Annotated in this window: 11 protein-coding genes; all 11 read right to left on the reverse strand. The window is 57.3% G+C overall.

What is annotated here, in order from left to right; all coding sequences use genetic code 11:
* Positions 1–56: 56 nt before the first annotated feature.
* The 11 genes from QQL54_RS12275 to ilvD all read right to left on the reverse strand — a co-directional run bounded on the left by QQL54_RS12275 (position 57) and on the right by ilvD (position 13,137).
* The gene (locus QQL54_RS12275) at positions 57–212 is read right to left on the reverse strand and encodes a hypothetical protein (protein WP_284391138.1); all 156 of its coding nucleotides are present in this window, start codon (positions 210–212) and stop codon (positions 57–59) included.
* Positions 213–279: 67 nt separating this feature from the next.
* The gene (locus QQL54_RS12280; protein ID WP_284391139.1) at positions 280–2,133 is read right to left on the reverse strand and encodes a DUF3604 domain-containing protein; all 1,854 of its coding nucleotides are present in this window, start codon (positions 2,131–2,133) and stop codon (positions 280–282) included.
* A 97-nt stretch (positions 2,134–2,230) separates the two neighbouring features.
* Positions 2,231–3,748, reverse strand: a complete 1,518-nt coding sequence (gene ilvA, locus QQL54_RS12285) for a threonine ammonia-lyase, biosynthetic (protein ID WP_284391141.1) — start codon at positions 3,746–3,748, stop codon at positions 2,231–2,233.
* Positions 3,738–4,811: a 3-isopropylmalate dehydrogenase gene (gene leuB, locus QQL54_RS12290; protein ID WP_284391143.1), complete on the reverse strand. Its 1,074-nt coding sequence runs from the start codon at positions 4,809–4,811 to the stop codon at positions 3,738–3,740. The genes ilvA and leuB overlap by 11 nt, the downstream gene beginning before the upstream one ends.
* Positions 4,808–5,392 carry a 3-isopropylmalate dehydratase small subunit gene (gene leuD, locus QQL54_RS12295; RefSeq protein ID WP_284391145.1) on the reverse strand — a complete coding sequence of 195 codons (585 nt, stop codon included), beginning with the start codon at positions 5,390–5,392 and terminating at the stop codon, positions 4,808–4,810. Before leuD ends, leuB begins: the two co-directional genes overlap by 4 nt.
* Positions 5,389–6,786 (reverse strand): 3-isopropylmalate dehydratase large subunit, encoded by a 1,398-nt coding sequence (leuC, locus tag QQL54_RS12300; protein WP_284391150.1) that lies wholly within the window; start codon positions 6,784–6,786, stop codon positions 5,389–5,391. Before leuC ends, leuD begins: the two co-directional genes overlap by 4 nt.
* A 1-nt stretch (position 6,787) precedes the next feature.
* Complete coding sequence (locus QQL54_RS12305) at positions 6,788–8,335, reverse strand: 2-isopropylmalate synthase (RefSeq protein ID WP_284391153.1); 1,548 nt, start codon at positions 8,333–8,335, stop codon at positions 6,788–6,790.
* Complete coding sequence (locus QQL54_RS12310) at positions 8,332–8,634, reverse strand: ACT domain-containing protein (RefSeq protein WP_284391156.1); 303 nt, start codon at positions 8,632–8,634, stop codon at positions 8,332–8,334. Before QQL54_RS12310 ends, QQL54_RS12305 begins: the two co-directional genes overlap by 4 nt.
* A 1-nt stretch (position 8,635) precedes the next feature.
* Entirely contained in the window at positions 8,636–10,363 is a 1,728-nt protein-coding gene (gene ilvG / locus QQL54_RS12315) for an acetolactate synthase 2 catalytic subunit (RefSeq protein ID WP_284391158.1), read from the reverse strand.
* Between the two features lie 71 nt (positions 10,364–10,434).
* Complete coding sequence (ilvC, locus tag QQL54_RS12320) at positions 10,435–11,460, reverse strand: ketol-acid reductoisomerase (RefSeq protein WP_284391161.1); 1,026 nt, start codon at positions 11,458–11,460, stop codon at positions 10,435–10,437.
* Between the two features lie 6 nt (positions 11,461–11,466).
* Positions 11,467–13,137: a dihydroxy-acid dehydratase gene (gene ilvD / locus QQL54_RS12325; protein WP_284391164.1), complete on the reverse strand. Its 1,671-nt coding sequence runs from the start codon at positions 13,135–13,137 to the stop codon at positions 11,467–11,469.
* Positions 13,138–13,213 lie beyond the last annotated feature (76 nt).

Consider the following 13,213-nt stretch of genomic DNA (forward strand, 5'->3'; position numbering starts at 1 on the left):
GCCCGCCCTGATTGCTCAGGACGGGTGTTAAATTTGTCGTCCGACTAAGCTGTTCGCTAGTTGGTATCAATATCGATCCCGCTTTCGCTGACATCGATCGACAGATCAGGTTCGTTGGATTCTTGAACCATAAAGAAGCCAACCGCGATCACGGCGACGACAATCGCGCCGATGATGAAATACATTGCGTTTCCGCCGGATTTATTTGCCATGAAGTCTCTCCTATGAATGGCTAAAGGCTAACACAGAGTGCGACAATCTGTTCCATCTTAATCAGACTTAATTTCCAACCCAGATGGCACTGCTCCACGCACGGTCCTGTAAAGTCGTCAGCATTTTTGGACTAGGTGGCGTACCGGCGCGCAACGCGTCCCATGTACTCCAACGACATTTAGGTCGCTCAAGGACGCGTAAGTAATACGCCGCGCGTTCGCCGTCACGACTGTCAGGGTCATCCCACAGGGCGGATAGTTCACCCGCTCCTGCGCCGCTTGACGCGCAGGTCGACAGATCGACTTCGCCTTCCGGCAAGGTGCAGCGATGCGTGTTCGGATTAATCGGAGCGCCGTCGGCGCAGGCAACATCATAAATCATTTCCGACCCATCTTCGCGTAGAGCAATGATCTGCATCCGCTCTAATGGTTCGCCCTGTGGGTCAGCATAGCCCAGCGCCATGAGTGTTCCCGTCACATCCGTCTTAGTGCCCATCGGCACACCAGAAGCATAGGCACGCTCTAATAGGTCCGGTGCGGTTAGGTCCGTGATACTATAATCGCCCATGAACAACCGTACCCGGATGCGCGGGCCAGAGGTCGCAAAGGTTTCGCGCGCACGCATGGCACTAAAGATGTCCTCGCGCGTATTGGCTTCAGCCCAAACCCCCGCCAAACCGGACGCCCCATATTGCGGAGCAGAAATCAGCTCCTCGTCGGCTTCAGTCTCGGCTGCCCATCCGGCTTTAAGGTCACTGGGTACGGACCGGCGCATCACATTGTCCATATCATGTGAAAATTTACCGAAATGATCTTCTTCGGACAGGGACGGCGCGCCCAGATGAGTGTCAGAACTGCCAATAACACCAACTTCATAAGGATTGCTGACCCCACCAGCACCGAAGCCAAGTCCACGCGCGAGCGCGTTTCTCACAAAACTACCCGGGACGATGATGGAGGCTTCATTCGATCCGATAAGATTCCGATATTGTTCGAAATTGGCCCACTCATCATTGGGCGCGAGTTGCGGGTGAGTTTCTGATGTGCCTTTGAGCTGAGTAATTTCGACCAAGGGCTCGTTGCGCATGCGTTGTTCGACATACGGGGCGCCGATGGGCGATCCATCTGTCTGTGTCATCGCGAACATCATGCCATTACTGGCGTTACTATTGTGCGGAATTGTGAGTAGATCGTGACCCGTGTCGCGTTGGTTATCCATCCAGTCCCACAGATCCTCCGGGTTGGTGCTATCCAATGTTGTGAACAGCCGATCAGGCGTTGTGTCTTTAAAAATCACATTGCGGTGGAGGTTGGCGGCACCCGTCTCTGTCGCTTGCATCATGGCTGTGTATTCATAACCTGCAAAAGTCGTGAATGTGCCAGGCGCATTGTGACGCTCCGCCGTCGCAACCGTGTCGGACCAGACACTGTCCATGTGATCCCGGTCATAGACATCCATGATGGGTTCGCCTGAAACGACGGTTGCGCCGACCCTGAGAAAATTGGCGCGGCGATCTTGTGCAAACAGACCAAAAATCGACTTGGACGTTTCCGTTTTGGACAAGTCGGAACCGCGTCGTTGCATTTCTTTGATAATACCGAGATATTCGCCGTGATCCGTTACGGCGTAGAAGTCGAGCGGAGGACCAGAGAGGGTGATTGAAGTCCCGGCACCATTGTCGATCGTGGCCCCGCGCGCGAATGCATAAGCATCGTCCGGGGTAGCCCTTGTTCCAAGAATGTAGGCGTCGAAACTGTTGGCTGTATGAACATGTAAATCGCCGAACAGAGCCACTTTAGTGGGTGTGCGAGTGATTTCGGCGGCGGGCACTGCGACGGGTGCGCTCGGTTCAGCATTGTCCGATGCAGCTCGACATCCGACCAACGCGATCAATGTTGCACTGAGCAATAGATGTTTCATGCCGACTCCTCATCTTTCAATTAAATTGAAGATTGCGCAGCGTCAAAACGGGCTCCAACTTATCAGGGAGTGGATATGAGGCGGTTGGTTCGGCTGGTTAAAGGAATAGCTGCGTGGCCGGATTGTCTGTTTCTTCCCAGACCGGGAAACCGATTGCGCTTAAGCTTTCTTCTAAGGCAGATTTATCATCCTTGGGCAGTTGAAATCCGCAGAGGACATGTCCTTCGGCTGCGCCGTGATTGCGGTAGTGGAACAGGCTAATGTTCCACCGTGCATCCAGCGCGCTGAGGAATTGCCCCAAAGCGCCGGGACGTTCCGGAAACTCGACGCGGTAAAGGACTTCACGCATGGTCGTGTCCGGGTCTCCGCCAATCATATGACGAAGGTGCCGCTTGGCGAGACGATCATTGGATAGATCCAGAGCGGCGACGTTGGCGGCGTTCAGATCATTCATGACATTGTCGCGTTCCGCCCCGGATTTGATCTTCAGTCCGACGAGAAGATGCGCCTGTGCGTCATTTTGGTAGCGGTAGGAAAATTCTGTCACGGCGCGGTGGCCGAGAGCTTCGACAAAGCGCTGAAATGCACCGCGTTGTTCCGGGATCGTCGCACCGAAGAGCATTTCTTCGCCTGCACCCAGTTCGGCCCGTTCAACCATATGACCGATCCGGTCGAAATTGACGTTGGCACCGGATACAGTCACGACACAGTCACCATCGGGCGCGCGCCCATCGGCCACGTCGCGGCGCAAGGCCGCCAAGGCTACGGCACCCGCCGGTTCGACAACGGTTCGTGTTGCCTCGAAAATATCCCGGACTGCCGCGCAAATTTCATCGTTGGTGACAGTGACGCAATCATCGACCACGTCGCAACATAGCGCATAGGTCAACGTTCCAATGCGCCGAACGGCCACCCCGTCCGCAAAGCCGTCAACGTGGTCTAGATCGACGGGCTGCCCGGCGGCCATCGCAGCCTTGAGCGTAGCGGCCCCGAGGGGCTCAGCGGCGACGATACGTGTGTCTGGCGACACAGATTTTGCGTAAGCCCCGATGCCGGAGACTAAACCACCACCGCCCGTACAGACATAAATAGCGTCAATTTTCCGCGTCGCTTGCTCAAAGATTTCTTTGGCGACGGTGCCCTGACCCGCAATCACGTCCAGCTCATCAAACGGGTGAATAAAGATTGCGCCTGATTTTTGTGAATGCTCGATGGCGGCGTCGCAAGCCTCATCATAATTGTCGCCGACCAAGCGTGTTTTGCCGCCCAGCGCTTCAACAGCCGCAACCTTAATCGTGGGGGTGGTGACGGGCATGAAGATCAATGCATCAATGCCGTAATGGGCTGCGGCCTTGGCCACGCCTTGCGCGTGATTGCCGGCACTGGCGGCGCACACACCCTGTACCCGTGCGATTTCGCCTAAGCCCGCCATCCGGTTGGCGGCGCCTCTGATTTTGAACGAAAAAACGTCCTGCAAATCTTCGCGTTTGAGCCAGATGCGGCGGCCCAATTCACGGCTTAGCTTGGGAACGAGCTGAAGCGGTGTGCGGTGCGCCAGTTCATAAACTTGTGCGGCGTCGATGCGCGCGCGTAGATCATGGATGTCATGTCGCACGACGGACCCGATCTGCGATCTGCGATCCAACCTGATCGGTGGATAGGGTTCCACCCAGATCACCGGTCACGTCGCCAGAGGCCAGAGCCTGTTCGACCGCGGTTTCGATGGCAGCGGCTTCTGGGTTCAGTCCGAAGGACAAGCGCAGCATCCAAGCCGCCGACAGGATCATCGCGAGCGGGTTGGCCTTCCCTTGACCCGCAATGTCGGGCGCGCTGCCGTGGATCGGTTCGAACATGCCGACGACCCTTTGGTCCTCTCTGGCATCAGAAAGAGAGGCTGACGGGATCACGCCCATCGACCCACACAGGACAGACGCTTCATCGGTCAAAATATCGCCGAACATATTTTCTGTTAGCACCACATCGAACGCCGTCGGCCGGGTCAGCATATGCATGGTCATCGCGTCAACGAGGAGGTGTTCCAATTCGACCTGTGGATACCGGCTCGCCACGCGTTCAACCGTTTCGCGCCAAAGGCGGGAGGTTTCCAACACGTTGGATTTGTCGACTGATGTGACCTTCTTGCGGCGGGTCATCGCCAGGTCAAACGCCTTAATCGCAATACGCTCGACTTCGGACTCAGAGTAGCGGCACTCATCATAAGCGCCTTCCGCATCACGACCTTTTTTGCCGAAATAGATGCCCCCGGTGAGTTCGCGCATGACGACGAAGTCTGTCCCTTCCAGCCGGTCCCGCTTGAGCGGGGCGCGGTCGAGCAGGGCTTCATAGGGCTTGCAGGGGCGGATATTGGCGTAAAGGTTCAGGCGCTTTCGTAGCGGCAGAAGCGCGCCCAATTCAGGCCGATCCGCGCCTTTGAGATGATCCCATTTCGGACCTCCGACCGCACCGAGCAGCACAGCTCCTGTGCGCTGGCAGGACTCAAAACTTGTCTCGGGCAAGGGTTTTTCGCCGGCATCAATCGCCGCCCCGCCAACGAGATGGTGTTCGGCCTCTAACGTATGACCAAATCTCTGAGTGGTCGCTTGGAGCACAGCCATCGCTGCTGCGCCAACTTCCGGACCGATCCCGTCACCGGGCAGATAGGTGAATTGGATATTCATTTGCCGAGCCGTTCTTCGTAATCGGAAATTGCGCTCACTTGTCCGTCTAGATAACCAAGTTCGTCCACGCCTTCGATCAGGCAGTGGGCCGAAAAATCATCGACATCAAAACGGTACGTACCGCCATTGCCGGGCAGGCGGACTTCGCGGCGGATCAAATCGACGGCCACATCTGCGCCTGGATGATCGAGCAGCCATTGATGTGCGCCTTTTTCGATCACGATGGGCAGCAGTCCATTCTTCACTGCATTTGAGCGGAAAATATCGGCGATTTCGCTGCTGATGACAACGCGAAAGCCGTAATCCGTCAGCGCCCAAGGCGCGTGTTCACGCGAGCTGCCGCAACCGAAATTATGGCCACCGACGAGGATTTGCGAAGCTTTTGCGGCTTCACCATTCAACTCATGGTCTGTTTCCGATCCGTCCTCAGCATAGCGCCAGTCATTAAAGGCGTGTTTGCCGAGGCCGTCGCGCGAGGTGACCGTCAGGAACCGCGCCGGAATGATTTGGTCCGTATCGATATTCTCCGCCGGAAGAACAACCGTGCGGGAGGTGAGAGTGGTGAGGGGGGCGTTGCTCATGATGCTAACCCCGCAACACTGGTTACAACGCCGGCGATAGCGCTTGCTGCGGCTGTCTCCGGGCTGGCTAGAACGGTGCGGGCGCCGGGACCTTGACGGCCTGCGAAATTGCGGTTGCTCGTGCTCACCACCAGCTCGCCCGGTGCAGCCTTGTCACCATTCATAGCGATGCACATGGAGCATCCCGGTTCGCGCCATTCCGCACCGGAAGCCATGATGATCTCGTGTAGACCTTCAGCTTCGGCCGCTGCTTTGACGCTCTCACTGCCGGGGACAACAATTGCGCGAACACTTGTCGCAACGGTCCGGCCTGACAGAATGTTCGCGGCAGCGCGCATGTCTTCTAGGCGGGCATTAGTGCAAGAGCCGATAAAGACACGGTCAACACGTTGCCCGGCCATGGTCTGACCAGCCGTGACTTGCATATAGCTGAGCGCTTTTTCGTCAGCTTCATTGGCAGGGTTTGGAATGGGCGCGTCAATCGGCGCAGCCATGCCGGGATGCGTGCCATAGGTCGCCATCGGACGAATTGTTGCAGCGTCCATGCGCACGATCTTGTCGAACGTCGCGCCCTCATCGGTTGTCAACTTACGCCATTGATCGACAGCCGCATCGAAATCCTCTGGTGAATGCGGTCTCCCGCGCAGGAAATCGAACGTTGTCTCATCCGGCGCAATCAAGCCGCAGCGTGCGCCCGCCTCAATGCTCATATTGCAGACGGTCATTCGGCCTGCCATGCTCATTTCTTCGAATACAGTACCGCGATATTCCAAGGCATAGCCCGTACCGCCGCCGACACCGATTTCGGCAATGATCGCCAAGATTACATCTTTGGGCGTCACGCCGTCGACAAGCTCACCCGTCAGTTCGATCGCCATTGTCTTTGGTTTGCGCATAAGCAAACATTGCGTGGCCAGCACATGGCCGACCTGGGTCGTGCCGATGCCAAAAGCGATAGCCCCAAACGCGCCATGTGTGGAGGTATGGCTGTCGCCGCAAACAATGGTCATGCCGGGCTGCGTCGCGCCAAGTTCTGGCCCCATGACGTGCACAACCCCGCGATTGTCACTGTCCCAACCATGCGTTTCGACACCGTGCTCTGCTGTGTTGGCGAGTAGGGTCGCGACCTGAGTCTTGGCTTGCGCGTTGACATAAAGCGGCGCGCCGTCCTCGTCCTTCAAGGTCGGCGTCGAATGGTCGATTGTCGCGAGCGTCCTGTCAGGGCGACGCACGGGCAGGTTCCGGTCGCGTAAGACGGTGAAGGCCTGCGGGCTGGTGACTTCATGGATCAAATGCAAGTCGATATAGAGCGTCGCCGGATTGGCCGCCGCTTCCGGCGTCACCACATGCGCGTCCCAGATTTTGTCGAAGAGCGTTAGAGGGTTACTGGCCATATCAGTGCTGCGCCGCGATGGAGGCCTGACGCACGGTGCGCCGCTCGACGCGGTTGATCACGTCCAGATAGGCCCGGGCCGAGGCGAGAACGGTGTCCGTGCTGGCGCCCCGCCCCTGATAAGTTTCAAACTCGGTTGCGACGCGCACGGTGGCTTCAGCCATCGCATCTTCACCGCCCGACACGGAGGTCACAGCGTAATGTTCTAGCGTCATTGGTGTGTCGGTAATCCGGCTAATCGCGTCGAACACGGCGTTCATCGGCCCGGCCATTTCGGAGACATGCGTTTGGGTACGTCCATCCTTGTGTTTTAATGCCACCGTGGCCTTGGGCATACGGTGCTCGTCCGATCCAGCGGAGACATAAAGGCTCTCAATTTCCCAAGGGCCAACGGACCCAACCGCTTCGCCCAACACCAACGCTTCAATATCGCTGTCGAAGACTTCCTTCTTGGCATCTGCCAATTCTTTGAAGGCGACGAAGATGGATTGAAGCTGATTGTCCGACAGGGTGAAGCCGAGCTTTTCAGCCCGGTTCTTCAAGGCGGCGCGTCCGGAATGTTTGCCGAGCACAAGGTTGTCCGTGGATACGCCGACATGTTCCGGCTTCATGATCTCATAGGTTTCGCGATTGGCGAGCACACCATGCTGGTGGATACCGCTCTCATGCGCGAAGGCGTTTTTACCGACGATGGCCTTGTTGCGCGGGACGGCATTGCCTGTGATCGCGGCGAGGAGTTTGGACGCGCCGTAGATCCCCTCGGTGCGAACCCGTGTGTCGATACCGAAAAAGTCGCGCCGCGTGCGTAGCGCCATGACGACTTCTTCCATCGCGCAATTACCTGCCCGTTCGCCGATACCGTTGAGTGCGCATTCGACTTGGCGCGCGCCGCCGCGCACAGCAGCAAGGCTATTGGCAACCGCCAAGCCCAGATCGTCGTGGCAGTGGGCCGAGAAGATCACATCATCTGCGCCTTCGACTTCGGTCGTGAGGAATTGGAACAAATCGGTGATTTCTTCCGGCGTTGTGTACCCGACCGTGTCCGGGATATTGATCGTGCTTGCGCCCGCTTGGATAGCGGCTTCGACAACGCGTTTCAGATAGTCGCGTTCTGTGCGGATCGCGTCTTCACAGGAAAACTCGACATCATCCGTATATTGCCGGGCGAGTTCAATCGCGGCGATGGCGCGGCGGACAATCTCGTCCTTATCCATCTTCAACTTGAACTCGCGGTGCAGCGGGGAGGTCGCAATGAAGGTGTGGATGCGGCCGGATCGGGCAGGCTTAATGGCTTCGCCCGATGCCCGGATATCGCCCTCATTGCAGCGCGCAAGCGAGCAGACGGTGGCTTCCGTGACCATTTCTGCAATGGCTTTGATGCCCTCGAAATCACCGGGAGAAGCGGCGGCGAAGCCCGCTTCAATCACGTCTACGCGCAGACCTTCAAGTGCCTCGGCCATAGCGAGCTTTTGTCCCGCGCTCATGGAAAAGCCAGGGGCTTGCTCACCGTCGCGCAAGGTCGTGTCGAATATCTTTACGCGATCGGTCATGCCCGCTCCGCCCGTTTTCGACGTCCAACTTTCTCTGCGCTGACGACATTATAAAGCCGTTCCAATTGTTTGCAGAGAATGTCGAGATTGCGCGGTCCGCCAATATCCTCGATCCGTACCAGCAAATCGAAATCCCCATCGACGCGCTGCGTACAGTGGACATCGCGATAATCGTAACCACGCCGTTCAATCGTGCCGAGTGTTCGCAGCAGCGTGCCAGAGACATCATGCAGCACGACCTTGAGCGTGCCTGACACGCCGGAGGATTCGAAGGTTTTATCGCGTTGAAGTTCAGTCATTCTACCGCTCCATCATGTCGGCATTGGAGCGCCCTGGCGGGACGAGCGGCCAGACATTTTCCATTGTGTCGATTTTGACGTGCATCAGGATCGGGCCGTCTGCCGCCAGCAGGCGATCAATGCCAGCATCGACTTCGCTGCGCTCACGCACGACAAAGCTCTCAACCCGGAAGGCTTCAGCAACCTTGGAGAATTCCGGATTATCGTCCAAATTCACTTCGGAATAATTCTGTTCGAAAAAGACTTCCTGCCACTGCCGCACCATGCCGAGCGCGCTATTATCCAGGAGCACAATTTTGAGCGGGATTCCGTAGCGGTGCAGCGTTTGCAGCTCTTGGATATTCATCATGATCGAGCCGTCACCTGAGACGGTGATCACAGTTCGGTCGGGTGCGCCAAGTTTTGCGCCGAGCCCAGCTGGCAGGCCGAAGCCCATCGTGCCGAGGCCGCCGGATGTGATGTGATCTTTCGGGTCATCGAAATAGCAATGCTGCGCGACCCACATTTGGTGCTGGCCCACGTCGCAGGTGAAAATCGCGCTATCGGGTGCGCGGCGCGATAGATCATGCAGCAATTTGGGCGCGTAAACACCGTTGCCGGGCGCGTCATAATCCCACTCATACATGGACCGACGCGAATAGCAGAGCTCTCGCCATGGTTCGATCTGCGCTTTCTCATAGGGCTCGTCTTTGAATGGATCGAGCGCAGAGAGGTTCTTTTTCAAACTGCCATCGAGGAACACATCGGCGCGGCGTAGCTTATCGATTTCCGCCACGTCGATATCCATATGGATGACTTTTGCGCCCGGCGCGAATGTGTCGAGCTTGCCCGTGGCACGGTCATCAAACCGTGCGCCTGCGACGATCAGTAAGTCACATTCCTGTACCGCATAGTTGGCGGCTTTAAGACCATGCATGCCGAGCATGCCGAGATAGTGCGGATGATCTGACGGCAATGAGCCCAGTCCCTTTAGGGTTGAGACAACAGGAATTTCGGTGCGTTCGACCAACTCGCGCAGCTCCGCCACGCCGTCGCCTTGGGCGATGCCGCCACCAATATAGAAGAGTGGACGTTCCGCCGCGCGGATCAGAGTTTCGGCGCGCGAGATATTTTCCGACGTGCCCATTTCTGGTTTGACCTTAGGATAAGGTCGCCAGCGATGACGCTCGGTCGTGACAGCATTGGCGACGTCTTTGGGCAAGTCGATCAGCACCGGACCGGGACGACCTTCGCCCGCGATAAAGTAGGCTTCCGCGACCATGCCCGGAATATCCGCCGGGTCGCGCGCAATATAGCTATGCTTCACAATCGGCATGGTGATGCCGACAATGTCGACTTCTTGAAACGCGTCCGTGCCCATCAGATCGGACGGGACCTGACCGGTGATAAAGACGACCGGAACCGAGTCTAGATAGGCGTCCGCGATAGCGGTGACGAGGTTGGTCGCGCCCGGTCCTGATGTCGCCAGCGCCGTGCCGACCTTGCCCGTTGCCCGCGCATAACCGATGGCTGCCATGCCGCAGCCTTGCTCATGACGGCAGAGAATATGTGTCAGGGACGTGCGTGGCAGCACATCATAGACAGGCATGATCGCCCCGCCGGGATAGCCGAAAATCAGATCGACGCCCTGCGCCTCGATCGCTTCGAGGAGAAGCTGCGCGCCGGATTTCGGCGCACGATTCTCAAAGATCTCGGTCTGTTGCTTGGCGAACTGGGTAGCAGTCGTCATTTTATCTTCCTGTCAGGCCTTGGGCCTTCCGCGCCTTTGCGATCATTCACAAAGGGCGAAATTTCAACCGACTAGTTCTTATCCTTGTCGATGATTTTGTTGGCGGCGATCCACGGCATCATTTCGCGCAACTGGCCACCAATCTGTTCGATCTGGTGCTCTTCCATGTTGCGGCGGCGGGCGGTCATGGATGGATACCCCATGGCGCCTTCGATGATGAAGTTCTTGGCATAAGTGCCGTCTTGAATGTCCTTCAGCGCCTTGCGCATGGCAGTGCGAGAGCTTTCATTCACAACCGCTTCGCCGGTCACATATTCCCCAAATTCCGCATTGTTGGAGATCGAGTAATTCATGTTGGCAATGCCGCCTTCATAGATCAGATCGACGATCAGCTTGGTCTCATGCAGGCACTCGAAATAGGCCAGCTCTGGCGGATAACCGCCTTCGACCAAGGTTTCGAAACCCATCTTAATCAACTCGACAATACCGCCGCAAAGCACGGCCTGCTCGCCGAATAGATCGGTTTCAGTTTCGTCCTTGAAGGTGGTGTAGATGATCGCTGTGCGACCACCGCCAATAGCCGAGGCGTAGGACTTCGCTGTCTCAAGCGCCGCTCCGCCATTGGCGTCTTGCGCCACAGCGATCAGATCGGGAATGCCGCGGCCATTCGTGAATTCGTTGCGAACCGTATGGCCGGGCGCTTTGGGCGCCACCATGATTACGTCGAGGTCGCGGCGCGGAATGATCTGGCCGTAATGGACGGCGAAACCGTGACCAAAGGCGAGTGTTGCGCCTTCCTTGATATTGGGTTCGATATCTTCGCGATAGATTTTAGCCTGCCATTCGTCCGGCGTCAGCACCATGACGACGTCTGCGCCTTTGACAGCATCGGCTGTGGCGAGGCTTTCGAGACCGTCCCGCTTGACCTTTTTATTGGTTGCGCTGCTCGGCTTCAGGCCGACAACGACATCGACGCCACTATCATTCAGGTTCAGGGCATGGGCGCGGCCCTGACTGCCATAGCCCAGCACGGCGACGCGCTTGCCTTTGATGATATCAACGTCGCAATCTGCGTCGTAAAAAATTTCAATGCTCATGGGAGTCTAGTCCTGTTGGAATGGGAAAGAGGTGACCGCGCCTTTGGACGCGCTGCCGACGAGTGCGGCGAATTTTGCGTAGGCACCGACTGTGTCGCGCGGGAGCGATGGTGCCCATCCCTCCGCGCGTGCTTTCAAGTCAGCGTCGACATTTATGGTTTGGGCTTCGACATCAATGGTGATGAGATCGCCGTCTTGGACGAAAGCAATCGGCCCACCGTGAGCGGCTTCAGGGGCAACATGACCGATAACGAAGCCGTAGCTTGCGCCAGAGAAACGACCGTCGGTAATTAATGCGACATGGTCGGCCAGATCCTGCCCAACGAGCGCCGCCGTCACGGCTAACATCTCGCGCATACCGGGTCCGCCGCGCGGGCCTTCATTGCGAATGACGACAACGTCGCCTTTGTTAATGCCGTTATTTTGGACAACCTCGAAACAGGCTTCTTCGCTTTCGAATACGCGGGCGCGGCCTTCAAAATAAAGCGCCCCGTGACCCGCGAGTTTCACAACACAGCCTTCGGGCGCGAGATCGCCATACAGAATACCGTAACCGCCCCGCGATTTGACGGGATCGTCAAAGGTTCGGACCACATCCTGTCCGGTTTTTTCGTCTGCGGCGGCAATTTCCGCGAAGAGTGAGAGGCCGCTGACTGTTGGTTGATCCGTGATCCGATCATCCGCGACCAAACGCTGTCCGATCAGGCCAGACCCGCCAGCCTCATACAGATCAAACGCCATATATTTGCCGCCTGGCTTCAGATCGCCAATGACGGGTGTGGTGCGACTGACATGGTCAAACGCATCAATGTTGAATTCTTCAACCTGCGCTTCGCTGGCGATAGCCAGAAGGTGCAAGATCGCATTGGTTGACGCGGCTGTCGCTGACAGCGCAATCGCTGCGTTCATCAGGCTGTCTTTGGTGATCATCTCTCGCGGCAAGCGGTTGTGTTTCACGCAATCCACGACACACATACCGGCATCATAGGCCGCGCGGGTCTTATCTTCATGCACGGCGGGAATATCGTTTGTGCCCATGGGCGACAGGCCCAAGAAAGTCATCGCCATCGCCATACTATTGGCGGTGAACTGACCGCCACACGCACCTGCGCCGGGGCAGGCGGATTTCTCGATTTCGGTCAGTTCCTCTTCATCGATCAACCCTGCTGCGCAGGCCCCGACCGCTTCGAAGACATCCTGAACTGACAGGTCACGACCCTTGTGACTTCCCGGCATAATCGAACCGCCATAGAGCACGACACCCGGCACATTCATGCGTGCCAATGCCATGCCCGCCGCTGGAATGGTTTTGTCGCAACCGACCAAAATGATGACACCATCGAGTGAGTGGCCGCGCACGGCCAACTCAATGGAATCGCAAATGACTTCGCGGCTCATTAGTGAGGCCCGCATGCCGTCGCTACCCATCGTGATGCCGTCGGACACGGCGATGGAATTGAAATCGACGGGCGTGCCGCCTGCAGCCCGGATCCCCGCTCGAACAGGGATAGCCAGCTTATCCAGATGCATGTTGCACGGGCCCATATTGGTCCACGTATTGAACACGGCGATGATCGGCCCTTCGAAGGACTCGTCCGTCATACCGGAAGCCCGCAGCATGGCCCGCGCCGCAGAACGGTCTCGGCCAGTGACAATCGCGTCGGAACGCTTGCTCATTTCCATCCCCTTAACAGCCAGATGAACGCAATAAAAAACCCGCCTCAAATGGGGCGGGTTGCTTGCTGGCTTAAGA

Origin of the sequence: Algimonas ampicilliniresistens (assembly GCF_030159955.1) — a bacterium.
Taxonomy (GTDB): Bacteria; Pseudomonadota; Alphaproteobacteria; order Caulobacterales; family Maricaulaceae; genus Litorimonas; species Litorimonas ampicilliniresistens.